The sequence below is a fragment of the Bacillus sp. ISL-41 genome, assembly GCF_018613235.1.
In the GTDB taxonomy this organism is placed as follows: Bacteria; Bacillota; Bacilli; order Bacillales; family Cytobacillaceae; genus Mesobacillus.
The window spans coordinates 244,436-267,142 of sequence record NZ_JAGGQP010000029.1 but is presented as its reverse complement, the minus strand read 5'-3'; the positions used below and the strand labels follow the sequence as shown (position 1 = coordinate 267,142).

General features: G+C 45.3%; 22 protein-coding genes and 1 pseudogene. 21 read left to right on the top strand and 2 right to left on the bottom strand.

The annotated features are described in order from the left end of the window. Window positions 1-150 precede the first annotated feature (150 nt). From J7I80_RS15390 to J7I80_RS15375, 4 genes are all read left to right on the top strand, one after another. Window positions 151-717, top strand: coding sequence for a transposase (locus tag J7I80_RS15390; protein WP_214739202.1), 567 nt, complete (start codon window positions 151-153; stop codon window positions 715-717). 180 nt (window positions 718-897) lie between these two features. Beyond that, window positions 898-2,127, top strand: coding sequence for a BglG family transcription antiterminator (locus J7I80_RS15385; protein ID WP_214739201.1), 1,230 nt, complete (start codon window positions 898-900; stop codon window positions 2,125-2,127). 189 nt (window positions 2,128-2,316) lie between these two features. Continuing rightward, entirely contained in the window at window positions 2,317-2,976 is a 660-nt protein-coding gene (locus J7I80_RS15380) for a 5-bromo-4-chloroindolyl phosphate hydrolysis family protein (protein WP_214739240.1), read from the top strand. Further along, on the top strand, window positions 2,973-4,148 hold the full coding sequence (locus tag J7I80_RS15375) for a toxic anion resistance protein (protein WP_214739200.1): 1,176 nt from the start codon (window positions 2,973-2,975) through the stop codon (window positions 4,146-4,148). Before J7I80_RS15380 ends, J7I80_RS15375 begins: the two co-directional genes overlap by 4 nt. A gap of 108 nt (window positions 4,149-4,256) precedes the next feature. Here the strand turns inward: J7I80_RS15375 and J7I80_RS15370 are convergent, their stop codons facing one another. Continuing rightward, entirely contained in the window at window positions 4,257-4,748 is a 492-nt protein-coding gene (locus tag J7I80_RS15370; RefSeq protein ID WP_214739199.1) for a sigma-70 family RNA polymerase sigma factor, read from the bottom strand. Between the two features lie 671 nt (window positions 4,749-5,419). Between J7I80_RS15370 and J7I80_RS15365 the strand changes: the two genes are divergently transcribed. From J7I80_RS15365 to hxlA, 14 genes are all read left to right on the top strand, one after another. Next, window positions 5,420-5,971 carry a competence protein ComK gene (locus tag J7I80_RS15365; RefSeq protein ID WP_214739198.1) on the top strand — a complete coding sequence of 184 codons (552 nt, stop codon included), beginning with the start codon at window positions 5,420-5,422 and terminating at the stop codon, window positions 5,969-5,971. Between the two features lie 216 nt (window positions 5,972-6,187). Then, window positions 6,188-7,678 carry a glycerol kinase GlpK gene (gene glpK, locus J7I80_RS15360; protein WP_214739197.1) on the top strand — a complete coding sequence of 497 codons (1,491 nt, stop codon included), beginning with the start codon at window positions 6,188-6,190 and terminating at the stop codon, window positions 7,676-7,678. Window positions 7,679-7,980: 302 nt separating this feature from the next. Continuing rightward, on the top strand, window positions 7,981-9,021 hold the full coding sequence (locus tag J7I80_RS15355) for a LacI family DNA-binding transcriptional regulator (RefSeq protein WP_214739196.1): 1,041 nt from the start codon (window positions 7,981-7,983) through the stop codon (window positions 9,019-9,021). Then, window positions 9,005-9,961 (top strand): sugar kinase, encoded by a 957-nt coding sequence (locus J7I80_RS15350; RefSeq protein ID WP_214739195.1) that lies wholly within the window; start codon window positions 9,005-9,007, stop codon window positions 9,959-9,961. Before J7I80_RS15355 ends, J7I80_RS15350 begins: the two co-directional genes overlap by 17 nt. An 11-nt stretch (window positions 9,962-9,972) precedes the next feature. Further along, on the top strand, window positions 9,973-10,518 hold the full coding sequence (gene hxlB, locus J7I80_RS15345) for a 6-phospho-3-hexuloisomerase (protein WP_214739194.1): 546 nt from the start codon (window positions 9,973-9,975) through the stop codon (window positions 10,516-10,518). 12 nt (window positions 10,519-10,530) lie between these two features. Then, window positions 10,531-11,541 (top strand): ureidoglycolate dehydrogenase, encoded by a 1,011-nt coding sequence (gene allD, locus J7I80_RS15340; RefSeq protein WP_214739193.1) that lies wholly within the window; start codon window positions 10,531-10,533, stop codon window positions 11,539-11,541. 30 nt (window positions 11,542-11,571) lie between these two features. Then, a complete protein-coding gene (locus tag J7I80_RS15335) occupies window positions 11,572-12,576 on the top strand; it encodes a TRAP transporter substrate-binding protein (protein WP_214739192.1) in 1,005 nt (334 codons plus the stop codon). A 66-nt stretch (window positions 12,577-12,642) separates the two neighbouring features. Further along, window positions 12,643-13,134: a TRAP transporter small permease gene (locus J7I80_RS15330; protein ID WP_214739191.1), complete on the top strand. Its 492-nt coding sequence runs from the start codon at window positions 12,643-12,645 to the stop codon at window positions 13,132-13,134. Continuing rightward, a complete protein-coding gene (locus J7I80_RS15325) occupies window positions 13,131-14,405 on the top strand; it encodes a TRAP transporter large permease (RefSeq protein WP_214739239.1) in 1,275 nt (424 codons plus the stop codon). Before J7I80_RS15330 ends, J7I80_RS15325 begins: the two co-directional genes overlap by 4 nt. An 11-nt stretch (window positions 14,406-14,416) precedes the next feature. Continuing rightward, on the top strand, window positions 14,417-15,436 hold the full coding sequence (locus J7I80_RS15320) for a zinc-binding alcohol dehydrogenase family protein (RefSeq protein WP_214739190.1): 1,020 nt from the start codon (window positions 14,417-14,419) through the stop codon (window positions 15,434-15,436). A gap of 11 nt (window positions 15,437-15,447) precedes the next feature. Further along, the gene (locus tag J7I80_RS15315) at window positions 15,448-16,083 is read left to right on the top strand and encodes a bifunctional 2-keto-4-hydroxyglutarate aldolase/2-keto-3-deoxy-6-phosphogluconate aldolase (RefSeq protein ID WP_214739189.1); all 636 of its coding nucleotides are present in this window, start codon (window positions 15,448-15,450) and stop codon (window positions 16,081-16,083) included. Beyond that, on the top strand, window positions 16,080-17,141 hold the full coding sequence (uxuA, locus tag J7I80_RS15310; RefSeq protein WP_214739188.1) for a mannonate dehydratase: 1,062 nt from the start codon (window positions 16,080-16,082) through the stop codon (window positions 17,139-17,141). The genes J7I80_RS15315 and uxuA overlap by 4 nt, the downstream gene beginning before the upstream one ends. 10 nt (window positions 17,142-17,151) lie before the next feature. Further along, complete coding sequence (locus tag J7I80_RS15305) at window positions 17,152-17,988, top strand: SDR family oxidoreductase (RefSeq protein ID WP_214739187.1); 837 nt, start codon at window positions 17,152-17,154, stop codon at window positions 17,986-17,988. Window positions 17,989-18,063: 75 nt separating this feature from the next. Next, window positions 18,064-18,681, top strand: a complete 618-nt coding sequence (gene hxlA / locus J7I80_RS15300) for a 3-hexulose-6-phosphate synthase (RefSeq protein WP_214739186.1) — start codon at window positions 18,064-18,066, stop codon at window positions 18,679-18,681. Between the two features lie 114 nt (window positions 18,682-18,795). On the opposite strand, the gene J7I80_RS15295 is transcribed toward hxlA, so the two are convergent. Beyond that, a complete protein-coding gene (locus J7I80_RS15295) occupies window positions 18,796-19,644 on the bottom strand; it encodes a glycerophosphodiester phosphodiesterase (protein ID WP_214739185.1) in 849 nt (282 codons plus the stop codon). Window positions 19,645-19,849: 205 nt separating this feature from the next. Here J7I80_RS15295 and J7I80_RS23540 point away from each other — a divergent pair. The 3 genes and pseudogenes from J7I80_RS23540 (at window position 19,850) to J7I80_RS15275 (ending at window position 22,705) form a co-directional block, all read left to right on the top strand. Beyond that, window positions 19,850-20,985 (top strand): annotated as a pseudogene (locus J7I80_RS23540) (ABC transporter ATP-binding protein). Further along, entirely contained in the window at window positions 20,982-21,890 is a 909-nt protein-coding gene (locus J7I80_RS15280) for a carbohydrate ABC transporter permease (protein WP_214739182.1), read from the top strand. The pseudogene J7I80_RS23540 and the gene J7I80_RS15280 overlap by 4 nt, the downstream one beginning before the upstream one ends. A 2-nt stretch (window positions 21,891-21,892) precedes the next feature. After that, window positions 21,893-22,705 (top strand): carbohydrate ABC transporter permease, encoded by an 813-nt coding sequence (locus J7I80_RS15275; protein WP_214739238.1) that lies wholly within the window; start codon window positions 21,893-21,895, stop codon window positions 22,703-22,705. Window positions 22,706-22,707: the final 2 nt, after the last annotated feature.

Genomic DNA, 22,707 nt, shown 5'->3' with positions numbered 1-22,707 from the left:
TGCCCCCCTCTAAAAAGGGGTTTTTTATTAAATTCCTATTCTTTGATATCATTATGATGATATAATTTTAACAATAGACTAAGGAGGTGGCAGTCCAACGAGATTCAAGTATATTAGAAAGGAAAAATATTATATAAAGGAGCTGTCACAATGTCCCGTAAACCGCGCATATGGTATCCGGGGGCCGTCTATCACGTCACAGACCGGGGGAATAGGAAAATGCCTATCTTCAGTGATGATAAGGATCGCGTCAAATTTATGGATCTATTAGAGGAAACCCGCATACACCACCCATTCACCCTTCACGCCTATTGCCTCATGACCAACCACTATCATCTTCTGTTGGAAACCATCAACCATCACCCGCAAGAGATTATGAAAATGCTTAACTCCCGATACGGAATCTACTTTAATAAACGTCACGATTTGGTCGGACATGTCTTTCAAGGCCGTTATAAAGCTGAGTTGATTGACTCTGATGAATACTTTCTGAACGCCAGCCGATACATTCACCTCAACCCATTGGAAGGGAATATTGTCCAGAATCCTGCTGAATACAAATGGAGCAGTTACCAGGCTTACATTTCTAAGAAGAAAAACCCGCACATCACCACTAATCGAATCCTATCCTATTTCCCGGATCCGCCAAAAGAACACTATAAAAAAGTTATAGACCATGAAGTAGCTTTAAAACAAAACCATGGAGTCTTAAGATAAAAAGTCCATACGCTTTACCACATCACCGCGCCGGGGGTCTGACCCCCGGCGCGGTGGTGTGGTAAAGGATCTTCTACTTTCTATTCTTAATGATTTTCCTTTTTGCTGGCAGTATAATAGATGGTAGATGGAATGTTCGGCTGGCTGTTTTCGCAGTTTACGAGGATGGGGGTTCTTAGGATGGTTCTGAATGCGCGGAGTGTTGGGATCTTAATAAGGCTTGTTGATTCCCATTCGTATGTTTCTGCGAAGGAGTTGGCGCAGAAGATGGGGGTTTCGAGCAGGACTATCTTCAGTGATGTCGAAAATATCAATCTATGGCTGGAAGACCATCAACTAGCTGCTGTCCAATATCATCCTTTCGCCGGCTTTTACTTTGAGCATGCTGGCAAGGCTCTTATTAAAGAGAGGCTTGGGGAGCTTAAGCTCGACAGACAATACAAAAATTCCCGCGGTGAGAGGGTGGCCTGGATCGGAGTTCTTCTGCTGACCAGGGAGCAAACCATATTCCCAAATGACCTCACCGAAAAATTCTCATTGAGCAAGAGTACCATCCAACGCGACCTGAAACTGCTTGCTGAAATTCTTTTGCCCTTCAGGCTGAAATTGGTTTTCAGCAGACAAGAAGGATACTCCATTTCAGGAGATGAACAAAACAAACGCAAGGTCCTAATCCACTTTTTATCAAAATTACACCCTCACAGAGAAACACACTGGATCATCCAAAACACACATTCAACCCGAGAGTGGCGCAGTGACCTGGTCGCACCGCCGCATGCCTTGAAAATCCACCAAATCATATTAGATTCACAAAAATACCTTAATGTCCGCTATCCTGAAGATGTAATCGAATTATTAAGCATACAATTAATGCTTTTACTATCAAGATATAAGCAAGGGAAAGTCATCTCTCTCGACCCTGTTGAAAAGGTTGTGGTCAAGCCCACGCCAGAATTCCACGCATCAAGCTTTATAGGTGAAAAGGTGAAAGAAACGTTCGGCGTCGACATTCCAGATGATGAGCTATGCTATATCACCATTTGCCTGATGGCCGCCAAGAATCAGCACCCGCTCGCCAACAGCAGTGAAGAGGACATGGACATCCTCAAGAGTGTCATCCTCGAAATGGTCGATCAGTTCCAAAAGGAAGCTGGTGTAATGTTTAAAACACGCGACGCGCTGGAACAAAGTTTATTCTTCCATATAAAATCAGCCTACTATCGCATTGTCCATGGGCAAATGCATGATAATCCGCTTTCCGGCATGATCATGGTTAACTATGCCGATTTGTTTGAGAAAACTAAGAAAGTTATTTCCCATCTAGAGGACGTGATTGGAGATGAAATTCCGGACGATGAATTAGCATTGATCACCATGCATTTCGGCGGCTGGATCGAAAAAGAATGTTAACTGGCATTTCGGTTCGCTTTTCTCATAGCCAATGCAAAAAAATCGGTCTCAGGTCTTAGACAACATTACATTACTAGACTGTTAATGACAGGGGAGTTTATGGGTAATATGAAAGTATGGAAAAAGTGAAACAATGACCCTATGTCATTCGTATACATAGGAAGGATTCCATGAAGGAGTGTATTTTTGATGAACCCGATTCTTTCAGTTATTATCCGTACACTTATAGCCATCCCTTCAACAGGATTCATATGGCTTTTAAGTTATGCTGGTTTTGATCAGACGTTTGGAATGGCTTCGCTCATTGCCATCGGAGCAGGAGGACTTGTTTATTTCGGACTTGGCAGTGTCATGAAGAGCCGATTTTTAAAGAAACACGGCCTGACCCGAAAGGAATATCATTATATAAAGAAGAATCTGGACGAGGCGAAGCAGAAAATCAACCGCCTGCAAAAGGTGCAGTTTTCTATCCGCCACATCAGGTCGCTGAAGCAGCGGATGGAGCTGGTCCGGATGGTCCGGAATATTTATAGCTTGACCCGGAAGGAACCGAAGCGATTTTACCAGGCGGAGCAGTTTTATTTTTCACACCTGGATTCTGTACTTGAACTTACTGAGAAGTACGCCTTTCTTTCCGCTCAGTCAAAAACGAACCGTGAGATGCAGTACACACTTGACGATACGCAAAAGACATTGATTGAAATGACAGGAGCAGTGGAAAAGGATCTCTATCAAGTCCTGTCAGATGACTATGACCATTTGAATTTTGAGATAGATGTAGCTAAGCACAGGCTTAACTCGGTAAAAGAGCCGAAGTATCTTGATGAAAACTGGAGGACGAAAAAATGACAGAGAAGGATATCGATCTATTGAAAAACAGCGGCAGTCTTATGGATGATATGCTTGCCAATCCTTTTGGCGAGCAAGGTGAATTAGTTATGAAGGCAGTGGAGAAGGAGCCGGAGAGCAAGCCTGTAAAATTGATTGATGTGATCCCAGAGGAAAACCGGGCGAAGGCTTACCAGCTGGCAGAGCAGATTGACCCGAAAAATCATCAGGCGATGATTACCTATGGAACACAGGCGCAAGGAAAGCTATTATCTTTTTCACATTCGATGCTTGAACATGTCCAAAAAAAGGACGTCGGAGAAATCGGGGACATTATCAGTGATTTGATGAAGCAGCTGAACCATGTCAGCCCCGATGAATTAAGTGTAGAGAAACCGTCCTTCTTTTCAAAGGTGTTTGGGAGGGTGTCAGGCTCCATTCAAGAAGTGCTTTCCAAGTACCAGAAAACCGGTGCCCAGATTGACCGGATCAGCGTAAAATTGGACCGCAGCAAGAATGTGCTTTTATCGGATATAGGCATGCTGGAAAAATTGTATGAAACAAACAAGGAATATTTCAATGCATTAAATATCTATATCGCAGCCGGTGAAATAAAGCTGGAAGAGCTTCATGAAAAAACAATTCCTGCTTTGAAAAAGACGGCGGAGGCAACGAATGATCAGATGAAGTACCAGGAAGTCAACGATATGATCCAGTTCGCTGACCGTCTTGATAAAAGGCTGTATGATCTGAAACTCAGCAGGGAAATCACGATACAGAGTGCGCCGCAAATTCGCCTGATCCAAAATACAAACCAGGCACTGGTTGAAAAAATCCAGTCTTCCATTGTGACGGCCATTCCACTCTGGAAAAATCAGGTCGCGATCGCGTTGACGCTCATCCGTCAGCGCCATGCCGTGGAATCACAAAAGAAGGTCTCTAAGACGACCAACCAGCTGCTGCTTAAAAACGCCGAAATGCTGAAAACGAATACGATTGAAACAGCCAGGGAAAATGAACGTGGCCTGGTCGATATTGAAACATTGAAAAAGACTCAGGAAAACTTGATTTCTACGCTGGAAGAAACATTAAGAATCCAGGAAGAAGGCCGAACCAAGCGCCGTCTGGCCGAGCAGGATCTTGCGGCGATGGAAAATGAGTTAAGGGTAAAGCTTCTTGAGTTGAAGGACTAGAGTTTCTAGAGATCAATTAAGGCTAAAGCTTCTTGAGTTAAAAAGCCTAATACCTGCAAAATAGGACCGTTGCTGCTGAGCACGGTCCTATTTCTTTATTGCCACATTCTAATCTAATATCTCCATCAATTGTTCTTTTACCTTCTTTTTAGCTCCATTTCTCCATTGTTTGACCGCGGACAGTGAGACGCTTTCCTTTTCGGCGATTTCTCTAATGGACAGGAAATCCACGCAGGTGTAGACGACCCACTTTGTTTCTTTTTCGGTGAGGCCCTGGCAATGGCTGAGCAGGAATTCAAGTTCAAGTGGTTGGTCTGCGTTCGTCTCCTCGACGGTTTCCCAATATTCCTCTTTTTGATGGATGGTCCGTTCTACAAATCGGTTGTTTCGGTTCATTTCGTTCAGGATTTGTCCTTTTATATACGAATAGGCGTAATTTGTGAACTCGCCTTTTTCTGGATTAAAGGCTTCTGCAGCTTCCCAGAGGCCGACCAGGCCGATGTGATAGTAGTCTTCCTTATTTTTATAGATATTCAGCGAAGAAATAATTTTATGAATCAAAGGTTCATATTGTTTTGCCAGTTGTTCAAAGCCTTCCATTTTGCAATCCTTTCGGGATCGCGCGCGTTCCAATGTATTCCCGGGTAGCTTTACCATACTCCCGGTTATGGCTCTGACACCAATCGCGAAAATTGAATTTTGGAAGGCAAAATAGCCTAAAAATACGAAAAAAGGCCTCAAAATTGAATTTTCAAGGCCTTTTTGCAGAAGATGTCTCAATTAGGTGCTATTAATATTTTCAATCCCGAAGCAATTGTGAAATTTTTTAGACAACTCTTGATAAATATTTTTCCAACCCTATGTTGGCATATTAATAATATCGGTATAGGAATAAGGCTGCCAATACTCTCAATCATAGGCCGATAAACGCAAGAAACGGACCTGAAAGCAGGTCCGCAGAAAATTATATTATACTAATAAAATGAATTTTTAGCAATATTCCATAAGAACTAGTGTGAAATTCAACTGAAAATACAGATTTACATTTAAATGCCACTAAAAATATAATAATACCTATAGGGCTATATGGACACCGAGAGTAAAGACGCACATGCCCTGTTAACAGGACAGGAGGTTGTGGCGTGAATTTTAATATAAAAAGTCCCCAGGAATAAGTCGTGCGGACAATCCTGAGGACAGGGCGTTGGGTATACCAACTCTGTTAGTATACCCTTTTTGTCAGAGAATGCAATACATAGGAGGACTAAAGAGTGAGCCTATTAAATGATTATAGAATTAATCAGGAAACAGTGTTGCTGACAGGGGAGTATGACGAAAACGGAAAGCTGTGTACAAGAGTGATTGAAGGCAAGAACACTTTTCTCGTTAATATGAAGCCTATTGAAGTGATCAACAAGACGATGGTTGACCTCGGGTCTAGTTTCCAAGCAGGCCGTAAAAGTACCAGGGAAATACTAGGCGATATCAATATGTGCCCGATAAAAATCAACTGTCATCTGGGAATCTGGCTATTTCCGACCAAGTCGTACAATGATGATTTTTGCATCTGGTTTTCTCTTAAACATGTCCAGAAGACGAAACCCGTTGGAATTCGTAAAACAGAAGTCTATTTAAGTCATAATCATACTTTCATAGTCAATATGAAACAATCTGCCTTTAATGACCGGAAACAAAAAGCGAACGACCTGCGTGATGAAATGTTAAAAAACTCTCAAGGCAAGTTGACATTTTACGTCGAGTTGGAAAAAGGCCTTGTCATTTTTGAAGGGGAAGGAATCAATCGATATAGAATAAAGAAGTAATACAGTATAAGCATCCATTCTTTCGGAGTGGATGTTTTTAAGTGCCCTGCTTTTTAAAAACTCCAAAATCATTGAAAGCGATTTCTGTGTGAGGTATACTGCAATTAAGTTAATTATCGTGATGGAGTCGGGGAGAATCACACAGAATAATCCTGTTATTGGGGCAGTTTCTGTATGGATTCTCCTCTTTTCAATATAAAAGGGGAGGAATCGGGGATGGAGAGATTTATTTTGTCACTGGACCAGGGCACGACAAGCTCAAGGGCCATTCTCTTTAACAAAAAGGGCGAGATTGTCCACGTTGCGCAAAAGGAATTTACGCAGCTTTTTTCGAAGCCAGGCTGGGTCGAGCATAACGCGAACGAAATCTGGGGGTCGATTTTGGCAGTCATTGCGAGTGTCCTTACGGAATCAAATGTTAAGCCAGAGCAAATAGCCGGAATTGGGATCACGAACCAGCGAGAAACAACGGTTGTTTGGGATAAGGAATCGGGAGTGCCTGTCTATAACGCGATTGTCTGGCAATCCCGGCAGACGAGCCAGATTTGTGATGAATTGAAGGCTGCAGGGCACAATGACCTTTTCTGTGAAAAAACCGGCCTCCTCATTGATGCTTATTTTTCAGGGACGAAAGTGAAATGGATTCTTGATCATGTCGAGGGTGCGAGGAAGAAAGCGGAAGCAGGAAAGCTGATGTTCGGAACAATCGACACTTGGGTGATCTGGAAGCTTTCCGGTGGCCAGGCGCATGTGACGGATTACAGCAATGCCTCGCGCACGTTGATGTTCAATATTCATGACCTCAAGTGGGATGAAGAGCTCCTCAATATTCTCGGAGTTCCAGCGTCGATGCTTCCGGAGGTTCGACCATCTTCTGAGGTCTATGCCAAAACGGCACCATACCATTTCTTCGGGCAGGAAATTCCGATCGCCGGGGCTGCTGGTGACCAGCAGGCAGCTCTGTTCGGGCAGGCATGCTTTGAGGAAGGCATGGGGAAAAATACGTATGGCACAGGCTGTTTCATGCTGATGAATACAGGCGAAAAAGCGGTGAAGTCTGAACACGGTTTGTTGACGACGATCGCCTGGGGCCTAAACGGGAAAGTCGAATATGCGCTCGAAGGCAGTATTTTTGTAGCCGGATCGGCACTTCAGTGGCTGCGGGATGGCTTGAGGATGCTCAAACATGCAAGCGATAGCGAGACATATGCTGAAAAGGTGGAATCCACCGACGGCGTATATGTGGTGCCTGCGTTCGTTGGGCTTGGAACTCCGTATTGGGACAGTGACGTCAGAGGGGCAGTGTTCGGCCTGACCCGCGGAACGAGCAAAGAGCATTTTGTCCGTGCCACCCTGGAGTCGCTGGCTTACCAGACAAAGGATGTACTGGCTGCGATGGAGGCTGATTCCGGTATCGAGCTGAAAACGCTGCGCGTCGATGGCGGTGCCGTGAAAAACAACTTCCTGATGAACTTCCAGAGCGATATCCTCAACGTTCCTGTCGAGAGGCCTGTTGTTAATGAGACGACCGCCCTTGGTGCAGCCTATCTGGCCGGACTCGCGGTTGGCTATTGGGCAGATCAGCAGGAAATTGCCTCACAGTGGGCGATTGACCGTAAGTTTGAACCAAAGATGCATGAGGAGGATCGTGATCAGCTGTACAGCGGCTGGAAAAAAGCTGTTAACGCTGCGATGGCGTTTAAATAACATGATTCGAGTATGTAACTATATTATTTTGTCATGAAACCGATACCTTCCTTTCAAGTTAGAAAGCGAAGCATCAGCATCTATTAAGCAGCCAGAGCCGGCATATATTTCCTAAGAGAGCAGCTAAAATTAGCTGCTCTTTATTTTGATTCAGGGCGTAGGAAACATGATAGCTATGATTGGAAAAAGATGTGTGTAAATTTTTTAAAAATACTGATTGATTTTTGAAAGGGGTTTCATTTATACTGTTACTAAACCGGTTTACTAAACCGGTTTAGAGGATTCACAAAGAAGGGATTCCTATGAAAAAAGTAACCATGCAGGATGTTGCTGAAAAGGCGGGCGTTTCGAAAAGCACGGTTTCTCAGTACATAAATAACCGTTATGAGTTTATGGCGGAGCCGACAAGGATCCGCATTCAGGAAGCAATCCGCGAGCTTGGGTATATCCCGAATTTCGTCGCGAAGAGCTTGAAGCAAAAAAAGTCATCAACTATTGGCGTGATTGTGGCGAATATTCTTCACACATTTTCAACGGAGATTATCCGGGCGATAGAAGATGCGTGCGAAAAAAGCCAGTTTCATATGTTTGTCTGCAATGCAGATGACAATCCGGAGAAGGAAAGGGCATATATCAGCATGCTGCTCGCGAAGCAGGTGGATGGTCTGATTATCTTCCCGACGGCTGATAATATGTGTTTGTATGAAGAGCTGAAACGGTCGAACTTTCCGGTTGTCTTCGTTGACAGAAAAGTGGAGCAGCCGATTTATCCGACTTTGATGCTGAACAATGAGAGAGCAGCAGAAATTGCTGTAAGGGAGCTTTTGAAGAAGGGGCATAATAAAATCGGTGCTGTATCGATGTCCATCACCCAGAAGGTTTCACCAAGGGTGGAACGTCTTACCGGTTTCAAGAAAACGCTTACCGACAACGGTATCACTCCTAATGAAAACTGGATAACTACAGCTGAACGGAAAGAAATCGCGCTGGCGCTTGAAAAGCTTTGGGAGCAGGAAGACAGGCCAGAAGCATTTTTTGCCACAAATGATCTTTCTCTGATTGAACTGCTCAAGTTTTTGAGGAAAAAGAAGCTTCAAATCGGGAAAGATGTAAGCGTTATCGCGGTGGATGACTCTGATTTCCTTGAAATCGCAGCTACACCGATCTCGGCAATCAAGCAGCCAACCTTCCAAATCGGCAAGGATTCTGCTGAAATGCTGTTCAACCTGATTTCCGAGGGGAGAATAGAAGATTCATATGATATAAGAAGGTACGACCCCGTATTGGTAGAACGGGAGTCAGTGCAAGTGTTGGGAGAGAAGAATAATGCCAGATCGATATAAGGTTTTGACCATCGGAGATGCAATGATTACATTCAATCCATCTGTGCAAGGCCCCCTGCGCTTTGTGGAAAGCTTCAATAGAAAAGTAGGCGGAGCGGAGCTGAATTTTGCGATTGGCTGTGCGCGGCTTGGCCTTGATAGCAAGTGGGTCAGCAGACTTGGCAAAGACGAGTTCGGCAGGGTGATTTACAACTTCACTCGAGGAGAAGGTGTTGATGTCTCTGAAGTGAAACTGGTGGAAGGCTATCCGACATCGCTTAATTTTAAGGAAATCAATGGTGACGGTTCGGGCAAGACCTTTTACTACCGATATCATTCACCAATTACAACCTTGACTCCTGAAAAGGTTAAGGAAGAATGGCTTGAAGGCGTCGACCTGTTGCATTTGACTGGTGTGTTCATGGCAATCGACCCGAACAATGTGAAGGTTGTTAAAAGGCTGGTTGAAATAGCCAATGACAAAGGCATTCCAGTTTCATTCGACCCAAATATCAGGCTAAAGCTTTGGAGTATTGAAGAAGCCCGGAAGGCTTACAATGAAATTTTCCCTTATGTGGATATTCTCCTTACTGGCCTGGATGAAATCCGCCTGATCATTGGCAAGGATTCGATTGAGGAACTTGGAGAATTTGCCAATCAATATGGAATCAAAGACCTGGTGATTAAAGATGGAGCAAATGGCTCCAAGCTTTACCGTGATGGAACTTGGATTGAAGCCCCTGGTTTCAGCGTGAATCCAATTGATACGGTAGGAGCCGGAGATGGCTTTGATTCCGGTTATGTATACGGATGGCTCAATGGCTTAAAACCTGAACAGCTTCTCCGCTTTGCAAATGGAGTCGGCGCCCTTGTCACCACAGTATCAGGGGATAATGAAGGTCTTCCTTATCTTGAAGAAGTAAGCGCTTTTATAAACAATGAATCTATCATTGAGCGTTGACGGGAGGGACCATGGATACGATTTCAACTATTTTAAAAGAAATGCAGACAGTCTGTATGAATGTGAATTCTGAAGAGTACGATTCCTTCGTTCAACTGCTAAAGGAAGACGGGCGTTTCTTTTTCACAGGCGAAGGGCGATCAGGCTTTGTAGCAAAGGCCATCGCCATGAGGCTGATGCACAGCGGAAAGACGGTCTATGTTGTCGGAGAGACAACAACTCCGGCAATACAGGAGAAAGATATTTTAGTGGTACTTTCAGGTTCTGGAAAAACCGCTCAGGCGCTGAATATTTCCGAAAGTGCCCACCACGCCGGTGCAGCAGTATTCATGATTACGACAAACGATGAAGCGCTTCAGCTTCCATTTATATCAGGTGGGATGAGAATTCCGGCCGCAACAAAATATCGCCTCGCGGGTGAACCGGAAACAATCCAGCCGCTTGGAAACCAATTCGACCAGGCAGCCCATCTGATCATGGATGCAGCAATCATTGACAGCCTGGCAGCAGGAAAGACGAACGAAGAATTGAGAAAGAAGCATTCCAATCTGGAATAGGGGGGAGAAGGAATGTCAACAGTAACCATTCCGCATCAAGAAGCGAAAGAATTAGCAGTAAAGAAACTTACCGAGGCAGGACTGAACAAGGAGCATGCAGAGAAAGTAGCAGAAATCCTTGTACACGCTGACCTTCGAAACGTTAACTCACACGGTGTTCTGCGCACAGAGCATTATGTGAACCGCCTGAATGCTGGGGGAATCAACCCAAACGCGAATATCCAATTCAATAAAACTGGCCCTGTAACAGGCGTAGTCGACGGTGATGATGGTTTTGGCCATGTGATCGCTGATGTTGCGATGAAACAGGCGATCGATATGGCAAAGGAAAATGGCATCGGGATGGTGACTGCGATCAACAGCAGCCACTGCGGCGCGCTGAGCTACTTTGTCCAGGAAGCTGCTGAGCAAAATCTGATTGGGATTGCGATGACCCATACGGATAAAATCGTCGTTCCGTTTGGCGGCAAGGAAGCGTTCCTCGGGACGAACCCAATCGCATATGGAGTTCCAGCCAAAACGAGCAAGCCGTTCATTCTTGATATGGCTACTTCCAATGTAGCCCTTGGTAAAATCCTTCAGTACAAAGAAGAAGGCAAGGAGATTCCTCCTGGCTGGGGAGTTGATGAAAACGGGGAAACCGTTACAGATCCAGCCAAAGTTGTCGCACTTCAAACATTCGGAGGCCCTAAAGGTTATGGGCTTTCAATGATTGTCGATATCTTCTCAGGATTGCTTGCAGGAGCAGCATTCGGTCCACATATCTCCAAGATGTACGGCGACCTGGATCAGAAGCGCAAGCTTGGGCATTACTTCTGTGCCATCAATCCAGCATTCTTTACTGATGCCGATGCATTCCTGGAAAACATGGACCAGATGATGGCTGAAATTCGCCAGGCACCGCCTGCACCAGGATTCTCACAGGTATTCGTTCCGGGTGAGATTGAGCAACTGAATGAAGAGAAAAACCTTGAAAATGGCATTACCATTGCTTCTACTGTGCATCAATTTTTAACAAAATAAATCATTGTCAAAAAGGGGAGGAAGTTTTTCATGAAAAAAGCAAAATTTTTATCAGGTGTTTTAGCAGCATCACTTCTTTTAACTGCATGTAGCTCTGGGGATTCTGAAAAAGCTGGCGGTGAAAGCAAGGGAGACGTAATCAAGTGGAAGTTTGGCCACCTGGCTGATGAGAACCACATCTGGCATAAAACAGCATTGAAATTTGAAGAACTTGTTGAAGAGAAGACTGATGGAAGCATCGATATCAGCATTTATCCAAATAACTCACTTGGCGGGGAGACAGACACAATCAATGCAATCCAGTCTGGAACAGCTGATATGGTTATCTCTGGTGAGACACTGCAAAACTGGGCACCAAAGGCTGCTTTAATGGCGGTTCCATATGCATTCCGCGATTTGGATCATGTTAAAGCGGTTGTCGAAGGTGAAATCGGGGATGAAATCGAAGCAGAAATCAATGAAAAAGCTGGTTTAACACCTTTGTACTATCACACTCGCGCACCGCGTAACCTTACATCCAACAAAGAAATCAAGTCACCTGAGGATCTAAAAGGCTTCAGCATGCGTGTACCGAACGTGCCATTGTTCCTGAAAGTATGGGAAGCTGCAGGCGCTAAGCCACAGGTAATGGACTTCAATGAAGTATTTACAGGTCTTCAGCAGGGTGTAATCGATGGACAGGAAAACCCTGTTGACTTGATTAAGAGTGGCGCATTGTATGAAGTTCAGGATTATGTGAACCGTACTGAGCATGTTTACTCATGGATCTACATTCTTGTTGGAAACAAGCAGTTCAATGCACTGAATGATGAGCAGAAAGAAGCTGTAAAAGAAGCAGCTGCTGAAGCACAACAGTTTGGCGCAGACCTGTATGACAAAGAAATCTCTCAAATCGAAAAAGACCTTGAAGAAGAAGGCATGAAGTTTGTCGATGTTGATCAGGATGCATTCCGTGAAGCAATGATTCCTGCAATCAAGGAATCTTTGAAGCCAGAACAATATGAACTATACGAGAAGATTCTTGAAACGAAGTAATTCTAAATAAGGCACTGTCCGGCTATTCAGCCGGCTGTGCCTTTCCTTTAAGGAAGGGATGAAAACATGAAAATACGTAAATGGCTGGATATGCTGTTGGCTTTTTTGACTGTTGTCAGCTTTGCTGGTGTCATCATTGTCGTGATGATTCAAATCATGTCCCGATATCTGCCTTATACAGCGATCTGGACTGAGGAACTGACGCGATATTTATTCATTTATGCCATTTGCTTCGGTGCACCGCTGGCATTGCTGCGCGGAGAATATATCAATGTCGATATGATACTTGCAAAAATGTCTCATAACTTCAGGCGTTTTTACGAAATTGGGATCTACGTCGTGTTGATTGTGCTATTCGGAGTAATGATCAAGACAGGGTATGACTTTACGCTGGTTGGCACACAAACCTCAGCGACTATGCCGTTCACGATGTCTGTCATTCATGCGGCGATCTTGATTATGTCAGTACTATTAGCGTTTTATTCTATTGTAAAAATAATGAAGTTGATTCGTAATGAAGTAGACTTCAAGTCAGACATCGATGGAGGCGAGTTATAATGGCGGCCGTACTGTTTATATCTTTTATCATCCTGATTTTTTTAGGCGTGCCGGTTGCTTTTAGCCTCGGTTTGTCTTCCTTGGTCTATTTGTTCCTGGCAGATATTCCTCTAACCATCATTCCCCAAAAGATGTTTGCCGGACTAAATTCCTTTGTCTTGCTCTGTATTCCAGGATTTATCCTTGCGGGGAACCTGATGAACGCAGGCGGAATCACAGACAGGATTATCAAGTTCGCGAATAATCTCTTCGGACATATCCGCGGCGGATTGGGATTGGCGAATGTTGGCTCTTCCATGGGCTTTGCCGGAATTTCAGGAACTGCACTGGCAGATACGGCAAGTATTGGTGCCATTCTGATTCCAGCAATGAAAAAAGAAGGCTATGGAGCTGGTTTTTCTGCGGCAGTCACTGCTTCTTCTTCAACTGTAGGACCAATCATACCGCCATCACTGCCAATGATCATTGTTGGTACATTGGCTTCCGTTTCCATTGGTGACCTGTTTTTAGCTGGTGCACTGCCTGGGCTGATGCTTGGAATCGGATTAATGATTCCTACTTACATCATTTCAGTTAAACGTAACTATCCAAAAGGGGAAAGAAAATCATTTAAAGTAATTTTTGAAAGCTTCATGGGGTCCTTCTGGGCATTATTCATGACAGTCATTATTTTATGGGGCATTCTTGGCGGTTATTTCACACCGACTGAAGCATCCATTATCGCAGTTATTTACGCTCTTGTAATCGGAATTTTTGTATATAAGGAATTGCCGATCAAAAAGATACCTGAAATCATGCTATCTTCCATGACTACGACAGCATCTATCATGCTTTTAGTAGGATTCGCCAACCTGTTTGGATGGATTATGGTGAGTGAACAGATTCCACAGTTGGTCGCAGATGCTATTCTAGGAATCTCTGAAAACCCTATTATTGTAATCTTGCTGATTAATCTTCTGTTATTATTCGTCGGAACGTTTATGGAAACAATAGCTGCGCTTGTCATCTTGTTCCCTGTATTGATGCCTGTCGCTGCACAAGTTGGAATGGATCCAGTCCAATTCGGCGTCATGATGGTCCTTAACCTTGTTATTGGTCTTGTTACACCGCCAGTAGGTGTGTGCTTGTTCGTAGCATCGCAGATCGGAAAGGTGCCTATCGGAAAAGCGGCAAGAGAGCTTGTTCCGTTCATCGGAGTCAGCCTTGTTGTCTTGATGCTGGTAGCGTTTGTTCCGCAAGTATCACTATTTTTACCAAGTCTATTTGAATAGGTGGTTATAAAATGAAGGCAGTTCAAATTCCTGAAGCAATGGAACTCGTCATTCAAGATTTACAGCAGCCTGTGATTAAAAATACCGACGATGTCCTTGTAAAAGTAAAGCGCGTTGGTATTTGCGGTTCAGATATGCATATCTACCATGGTACGAACCCTCTTGCCACTTATCCACGCATTCCCGGCCATGAAGTTGCCGGGGAAGTGGTTGAAGTAGGCTCTGCTGTTAAAAATGTAAAACCAGGAGACCGTGTGGTTGTCGAGCCGATCCGGTACTGCGGCGAATGCTACGCTTGCCGCAAAGGCCGCCCGAATGTGTGTAAGTCATTGTCCGTTTTTGGTGTCCACGAGGATGGGGGAATGCGCGAATCTTTCGTGCTGCCAGAAAAGCAGCTCCATGTGGTGGATCCAACCCTTGATTGGGATGAAGCCGTTTTAGCCGAGCCATTCACGATTGGTGCACAGGCAGTCTGGCGCGGCGGTGTAGAAGAAGGGGATACGGTTTTGATCCAGGGATCAGGTCCGATTGGGATCTGTATTTTAAAAATGGCAAAGCTGCAAGGTGCTAAAGTCATTATGACTGATCTGGAAGAAGAAAGACTTACATTTGCTAAGGAAAATGGGGCGGATGAGGTCATTAATGCCCGCGAAGTTTCTGTAGAAGAGAAGGTTATGGAGCTTACAGATGGCGAAGGTCCGAATGTGGTGATTGATGCTGTATGCCTGCCTATGACTTTTGAATTGGGAGTGAATGTTGTTTCTCCTGCTGGCACAGTAGTGGTACTCGGTTTTGATGAGCGTCCATCTCAGATTCCTCAGCTTCCGATTACGAAAAAGGAAGTGACGATTGTCGGTTCTCGTTTGCAGACAAATCAGTTTGGCAAGGTTGTTTCCTTACTCAATGAACGAGAACTGAAGGGGAATGGTTTTATCACCCACCAATTCCCGCTTGAGCAGGTAAAAGAGGCATTTACATTTGTAGAAAAGAATCCGGGTGAAGTACGGAAAGCAGTTATTGTTTTTGAATAGGGAGCGATTGGATGAACTTGAAAATAGAAACTTTGAAGCAATTGGCTGAATCCAAAGTCGTCGCGGTTGTCCGCGGCGGCACTGCTGAAGAAGCGATTCAAATTTCGGAGGCTGCCATTGAAGGCGGCTTCCGGGCAATTGAATTAACATATACTACTCCTGATGTTGCCAGGGTATTCGAGGCGCTTTCAGGATCGGATGCAATTTTAGGAGCAGGTACCGTCCTAGACCCGGAAACAGCCCGCCATGCAATTTTAAGCGGAGCGAAATTCGTGGTCAGCCCGAATTTTAACAAAGAGATCGCCGTGTTATGCAATCGCTATTCTGTTGCATATCTTCCAGGCTGCATGACGATTACCGAAATCGTAACAGCGATTGAAAGCGGCTGTGACATTGTCAAGCTATTCCCGGCAAATCGTTTCGACCCATCCTTCATTGGAGCGGTCAACGGGCCTCTACCTCAGGTCCGTGTCATGCCAACGGGCGGTGTCAACCTTGATAATGTTAAGGATTGGCTGGGAGCAGGCGCAGTTGCAGCTGGAATTGGCAGCGACCTGAACAAGGCATACCGTTCAGCGGGAAAAGAAGGCGTCACGGAGCTTTGCCAGAATTACATTGAAGCAGTAACTGGAGGGGATGCATCATGAATATAACCTTTCGCTGGTATGGCCGTGACAATGATACGGTCACTCTCGACCATATAAAACAAATTCCCGGTGTGAAAGGCATCGTATGGGCTCTGCACCAGAAGCCAGTCGGTGAAGTTTGGGAAAAAGAAGAAGTCAAGGCGGAAATGGATTATATTCAATCATTTGGCTTCCATGGCGATGTTGTTGAAAGTGTCAATATCCATGAAGCCATTAAACTTGGGAATGAAGACCGTGACAGCTATATCGAAAATTACAAGCAGACAATCAGGAATCTGGGGGAAGTTGGCGTCAAGGTCATTTGCTACAATTTCATGCCGATCTTTGATTGGACACGTACAGAAATGTTCAAGGAACTACCTGATGGCTCGACTGCTTTATTTTTCGAAAAAGCAAAAGTGGAAAACCAGGATCCTCAGGAGTTGATCGATACCGTTTCTTCAGCATCTGATTTAACACTTCCAGGCTGGGAGCCGGAAAAAATGGGCCGGATCAAGGAATTGTTTGCGGCATATGAAAATGTTACAGAGGAAGACCTCTGGGAAAACCTTGGCTATTTCTTGAATGAAATCCTCCCGGTTGCTGAAGCGGCTGGAATCAAAATGGCCATCCACCCGGATGATCCGCCATGGACTATTTTTGGGCTGCCGCGCATCATGACTGGAAGAGAGAGTCTTGAGAGACTTCTATCAATCTCTGATTCTCCATCAAACGGAATTACCTTCTGTACTGGTTCACTCGGGGCCAGTCCTAAGAATGATATGGTCGCACTTGCCGCAGAGTTTGCGCATAAGTCACCATTTGCGCACATTCGTAATGTGAAGATCTTTGATAACGGAGACTTTATTGAAACATCACATTTAACAACCGATGGTTCCATCAATATCAAAGGGGTAGTAAAAGAGCTATCTGACATCCAGTACGATGGGTATGTCCGTCCGGACCACGGCAGACACCTTTGGGGCGAGGTCTGCAGGCCGGGATATGGTCTATATGACAGGGCGCTTGGCATCATGTACCTACATGGTTTATGGGATGCATACCAGGCTTCAAAATAGGAGGGATACGATGTTTCCGATCCATGAAAATTTAAAGGGTAAAACAGCTGTCATTACCGGAGGAAGCGGAGTGCTTTGCTCCGAAATGGCACGGGAGCTGTCAAGGCATGGCGTGAATGTGGCGATCCTGAACCGTACAGAGGAAAAAGGGGCAGCCATCGCGAGCGAAATAAACTCAGCTGGCGGCTCAGCAATCGCTGTTGCTGCAGATGTGCTGGACGAGAAATCACTTGAAGGTGCGAAAGCTACGGTTGTCGAGGCGTTTGGACGTGTGGATATCTTAATCAATGGAGCAGGCGGAAATCATCCTGACGCGATTACGGCAGTGGAAACATATGAAGAGGACTCAACAGAAAAATCCTTTTTCGATATGGATGCCCGCGGATTCTCCAAGGTTTTCGACACTAATTTCATCGGTACTTTTTTGACATGCCAGGTGTTTGGCAAGGAACTGCTGAATCAGGATGCTCCTGTCATCATCAATGTTTCATCGATGAGCGCTTATTCGCCGATGACAAAAGTTCCTGCATATAGCGCGGCTAAATCGGCGATCAATAACTTCACGATGTGGATGGCGGTCCATTTTGCCGAAACAGGATTGCGTGTCAATGCCATTGCGCCAGGATTCTTCCTAACATCGCAAAACCGCAACTTGCTGCTGAACGAAGACGGAACCCATACAGACCGTTCCAAGAAAATCATTGGGCATACGCCAATGAAGCGCTTCGGGCAGCCGAAGGACTTGTTGGGTGCATTACTTTGGCTGACAGATGAAGAGTACTCCGGATTTGTGACCGGTGTTACTGTGCCGGTCGATGGCGGATTCATGGCTTATTCAGGGGTTTAAGTTTAATAGAGATTTTTCGCAACATCCACAGAGCAACTTCTGTGGGTGTTTGCTTTTTAAGAGGAGGGAACAGCGTTGAAAATTCAGCTTGCACTTGATCGGCTTACAAGGGAACGGTGCTTTTCTATTCTGGAAGAGACGTGTGATTATATTGATTGGATCGAGATAGGAACCGGTGTCATCAAAGAATATGGAATGGCGATTGTTCGAGAGGTTAGAGAGGCTTATCCGCTTAAAACAATTGTCGCTGATATGAAAACATGTGATGCGGGGAGGCATGAAGCAAAGCAGGCCTTTGAAGCAGGTGCAGATATTATCACGGTAATGGCATTTTCACATAATAACACAATCGCTGAGACACTAGAGACAGCGCAGCATTTTGAAAAGAGAGTCATGATTGATTTGCTTGGTGTCCAAAACAGTGAACGAGTCCAAGAACTTCATGAACTTGGAGTCGACTTGTTTTGTCTCCATATAGGAAAGGACATGCAGCAGGAAGGTGCACTGGCAGACCGTTCACTAAACCGACTGATTGACGGACTTGAAAATGTCGAAGTCGCAATCGCAGGGGGAATATCGGAGAAGACAATTGGAGGGCTTCAAGGCTTAGATATTGCTATTGTCGGAAGCGCAATTACAGGAAGCAGCAATCCGAGAGAAGCAAGCAAGGCAATTAAAAGACAAGCAGAATAGTATTTTAAGAGGTATTAAATGCCCAGTAACAGGATGTTTTTGTTGCTGGGCGTTTTTGTATTTCAATCACATTTGAATCCACCTAATTGCTCCTACAATGTACCCAATACTTATTTACCTTTTGTGAAGAAAGGCTGGCCTTTTCTCAGGATAATCGGTAAACACTCCATCCGCTCCAATTTTATAAGACTGCTGAATGTCCTCGGATGTATTGACGGTAAAAAGGTGGACCGCCAACCCATGACGATGGGCTTTTTTAATATATCCTTCATTCACCCTCCCAAAATTGGCTCCGATTCCTGACGCATATTTTTTCAGTGACCTTAGCTCCTGGTCTTTCAATCTTGCTTTATCAGAATATCTGTAAAGCTGGATCAGGGGAATGCCCGGTTCCAGCTTGTGAATATTCCTCAGGCTTTCGCTGTGAAAAGATTGAATGATGATTTTCGATTCAGAGTGAACCAGCGAATGCTTCCTCAGCAGTTTGATTAATTTCGCTTCTATTCCAGGTGATTTGGTTTCGATGTAGTAATTTGCACCAGTCCCATATCGTTGAAAGATTTCCTCGAGTGTTGGGATCTCCACATTTTCATAGGCAGTGTCGGCGAGTTGCGGATACTGTTCAATGAACCACGAACCAGCCTCCAAAGCCTTGATTTTATCCAGAGTATGCGTTTTTGCCAGACCCGAGCCATTCGTCGTCCGGTCTACCTCCGCATCATGCAGGGCAATCAACTCACCGTCTTTTGTCATCTGCAGGTCAATTTCAAGATAATCGGCACCAGACTGTATCGCCAGATCATACGCAGGCAATGTATGTTCCGGCGCATAGGCCGATGCTCCTCTATGAGCGATGATTATAAAATCCTCCGTCAAAACAAAAGCAGGCCCAGCCTTGCGATCCTCGCAACCGGCACTTGCCAGCAACATAAAGCAGAAGATAAATAGCCATATATTTTTCATGATTCCCTCACCTTTATGTGAAATGTAATTTCCTAACATACTAGCAAAATCAAAAACATATACTCTCAATATATATATATTGCAAACTTTACAAGTTAATACTTTGTGACGGAGACCAGGAGACCACATCTACTGCCTGAATGGATAGGCATTATTTGTGGTCTCTTTTTTCAGGAAAAGGATTTATAGAGAAAGGGTGGCGAGCATGAAAAAAGTAGAATTGGTTGGTGTTTCGAAATCATATGATAAAAAAACAGAAGTCATTTCAGATATTACAGTCACGATCGAGCCCGGAGAGTTCTTCGTCCTCGTCGGTCCTTCAGGCTGCGGGAAAAGTACGATGCTGCGGATGATCGCCGGCCTGGAGGAAATCACGGGCGGGACTTTGAAAATCGGCGATGTGGAGGCGAACTGGCTGCCGCCAAGCAAAAGGGATATCTCGATGGTTTTCCAGAACTATGCTCTATATCCCCATTTAACGGTTGAAGAGAACATCATTTTCGGTCTCCATGTAAAAAAAGTCCCGAAGACCGAGCGGAAAAAACGTTGTGAGGATGTCGCGGAAATGCTCGGATTGACACCATACTTGAAAAGAAAGCCCCGTGAGCTGTCCGGCGGCCAGAGACAGCGGGTTGCCCTGGCGCGTGCGATTGTCAACCAGGCTCCGATTTGCCTGATGGATGAGCCGTTATCCAATCTCGACGCGAAGCTGCGCGCGCATATGCGGTCGGAAATCCGGCAGATCCAGAGACGGCTAGGCATTACGATGATTTATGTCACCCATGACCAGATCGAGGCGATGACAATGGGGGACAGGATCATGATTCTCCATGACGGAAAAATCCAGCAGATAGGCAAACCGATTGATATCTACAATAATCCGGCCAATCCTTTTGTTGCGACATTCATTGGCTCCCCGCCAATGAATATTGGCGAAGGGAAGGTCAATCAAGAAAAGAACGAGGTTGTGTTCAGTGATGAGGCGAAGCTAGCCATCCCAGTAGAGGACCGTCAGCTTTTAAAAACAGACCGTATCATTGTCGGCATCCGTCCTGAGCATCTGAAGGCAGCGACGAAGGAGACGAAGGCGGAGGAGATAAGGTCTATGTAAAAACGACCAATGTCGAGGTGCTCGGCAATGAAACGATCTTCTCCTTCGATATGGGCGGCAGGGAATGGATGGCGAAATGGACTGGCCAGTGGCGGATCGACGTCGGTGATGTGGTTCCAGTTGTCATCAATTATGACTCCGTCTGTCTGTTTGACAGCGAGACGGAAAAAATCATCAAAACTCCTACGGACATCGAGAACCAAGTGTTTGATAAAGAGGTGTTCCTATGAAAGCAGACGCTCCTCCGAAACTAAATTTTTGGAGAAAATCGCTCAATGCCCGCAGCGCGCTTTTGTACCTGTTTCCGTCGATCCTTCTGTTTGCGGTGTTCATTTTTTACCCAATGTTCCGGACGATTTACCTCAGCTTCTTCCTGACCGACCAGCAGGGTGCGGCTGCATTGTTTGTCGGCTTTGAAAATTACGCCTACCTTTTCGAGTCAAAGGAATTCCGTAACAGTATCAAGGCGACGGTGCTGTTTGTCCTGTATACCGTTCCAACAGGGGTGATCATCGCGCTGTTTCTGGCGCTGATCGCCAATGAAAAACTGAAAGGAATCGGCTTCTTCCGGACGGTCTATTCCTCGACAATGGGCATTTCGGTCGCTGCTTCCTCTGTTGTCTGGCTGTTCCTGTTTCACCCTAGCATTGGCATGTTCAACCGGCTGCTGAATGTCATGAACCTGCCAGGCGTGCAATGGCTGCTTGATCCGGATTGGGCGCTCGTGTCGATTTCGATTTCGACAATCTGGATGAATATCGGTTTCTCGTTCCTCATCCTGCTCGGCGGGCTGCAGAACATCGATGAATATTTATATGAAAGCGCGAAGATTGATGGTGCCGGCTACTGGTATCAGCTTCGCAGGATCACGATTCCGATGCTGTCGCCGACATTATTTTTCATCATCACGATTTCCTTGATCAATGCTTTCCAGACATTCGGGCAGGTGGACATTTTAACGAAGGGCGGTCCTTCCCAGGCAACCAATCTGATTGTTTACTCCATTTACCGGGAGGCATTCGTCAACTACCAGTTCGGCACGGCAAGCGCCCAGGCAGTCTTTTTGTTCATCTGCATTCTGATCGTGACGATCCTGCAATTTAAGCTCGGAGAAAAGAAGGTGCACTATCAATGATGATGTCGACACCGAAAAAAATCCTGTTTTATATTTTGCTGATAATCTCGGCCTTTCTGGTCTTTTTCCCGGTGCTGTATGCCTTCATGATCAGCTTCATGTCTGGCGGGGAAATCCTCCAGGGCAAGTTTTTTCCTGAATCGATCCATTTTGATAACTATGTAAAAGTGTTCGAACGGCTGCCGTTGATGAATTACCTGATCAATAGCTTCATAGTGTCGTTCGGCGTCATGCTCGGCCAGCTGATTGTCTGCAGTCTGGCGGCATATGCCTTTGTTTTCATTCCTTTTAAGGGTAGGGATTTCATCTTCTTCCTGTTTATCTCGACGATGATGATTCCTTGGGAAGCAACGATGATCCCTAACTTTTTTACCATCCAAAAGCTTGACTGGATGAACACATATCAAGGATTGACCGTGCCATTTTTCGCATTGGCATTCGGAACCTTCCTGCTGCGGCAGCACTTCAAGACGATTCCAAAGGAACTGCATGAAGCAGCGGAAGTCGCAGGACTCGGGAAGTTTGCTTTCTTTTGGAGGGTAATTCTTCCGGTCTCAAAAACAAGCCTTGTCACGCTCGGAGCCTACGGGTTCCTGACGACATGGAATATGTATTTATGGCCATTGCTCGTGACAAGCACGGACCAGGTAAGGACAGTGCAGATTGGCTTGAAGCAGCTGCAATCCCAGGAGGTCGCGACCGAATGGGGCGTCGTCATGGCGGGAGTGATCGTGGTCATCATCCCGACGCTGCTACTGCTTTTTGCAGGTCAGAAGCAGCTTCAAAAAGGCCTGACCCAGGGAGCGCTCAAGTAGTT

Coding starts and splice junctions, on each gene's coding strand:
- J7I80_RS15390 (WP_214739202.1), top strand. CDS start 151: ATGTCCCGTAAACCGCGCATATGGTATCCGGGGGCCGTCTATCACGTC.
- J7I80_RS15385 (WP_214739201.1), top strand. CDS start 898: ATGGTTCTGAATGCGCGGAGTGTTGGGATCTTAATAAGGCTTGTTGAT.
- J7I80_RS15380 (WP_214739240.1), top strand. CDS start 2,317: ATGAACCCGATTCTTTCAGTTATTATCCGTACACTTATAGCCATCCCT.
- J7I80_RS15375 (WP_214739200.1), top strand. CDS start 2,973: ATGACAGAGAAGGATATCGATCTATTGAAAAACAGCGGCAGTCTTATG.
- J7I80_RS15370 (WP_214739199.1), bottom strand. CDS start 4,748: ATGGAAGGCTTTGAACAACTGGCAAAACAATATGAACCTTTGATTCAT.
- glpK (WP_214739197.1), top strand. CDS start 6,188: ATGGAGAGATTTATTTTGTCACTGGACCAGGGCACGACAAGCTCAAGG.
- J7I80_RS15355 (WP_214739196.1), top strand. CDS start 7,981: ATGAAAAAAGTAACCATGCAGGATGTTGCTGAAAAGGCGGGCGTTTCG.
- J7I80_RS15350 (WP_214739195.1), top strand. CDS start 9,005: ATGCCAGATCGATATAAGGTTTTGACCATCGGAGATGCAATGATTACA.
- hxlB (WP_214739194.1), top strand. CDS start 9,973: ATGGATACGATTTCAACTATTTTAAAAGAAATGCAGACAGTCTGTATG.
- allD (WP_214739193.1), top strand. CDS start 10,531: ATGTCAACAGTAACCATTCCGCATCAAGAAGCGAAAGAATTAGCAGTA.
- J7I80_RS15335 (WP_214739192.1), top strand. CDS start 11,572: ATGAAAAAAGCAAAATTTTTATCAGGTGTTTTAGCAGCATCACTTCTT.
- J7I80_RS15330 (WP_214739191.1), top strand. CDS start 12,643: ATGAAAATACGTAAATGGCTGGATATGCTGTTGGCTTTTTTGACTGTT.
- J7I80_RS15320 (WP_214739190.1), top strand. CDS start 14,417: ATGAAGGCAGTTCAAATTCCTGAAGCAATGGAACTCGTCATTCAAGAT.
- J7I80_RS15315 (WP_214739189.1), top strand. CDS start 15,448: ATGAACTTGAAAATAGAAACTTTGAAGCAATTGGCTGAATCCAAAGTC.
- uxuA (WP_214739188.1), top strand. CDS start 16,080: ATGAATATAACCTTTCGCTGGTATGGCCGTGACAATGATACGGTCACT.
- J7I80_RS15305 (WP_214739187.1), top strand. CDS start 17,152: ATGTTTCCGATCCATGAAAATTTAAAGGGTAAAACAGCTGTCATTACC.
- J7I80_RS15295 (WP_214739185.1), bottom strand. CDS start 19,644: ATGAAAAATATATGGCTATTTATCTTCTGCTTTATGTTGCTGGCAAGT.
- J7I80_RS15280 (WP_214739182.1), top strand. CDS start 20,982: ATGAAAGCAGACGCTCCTCCGAAACTAAATTTTTGGAGAAAATCGCTC.
- J7I80_RS15275 (WP_214739238.1), top strand. CDS start 21,893: ATGTCGACACCGAAAAAAATCCTGTTTTATATTTTGCTGATAATCTCG.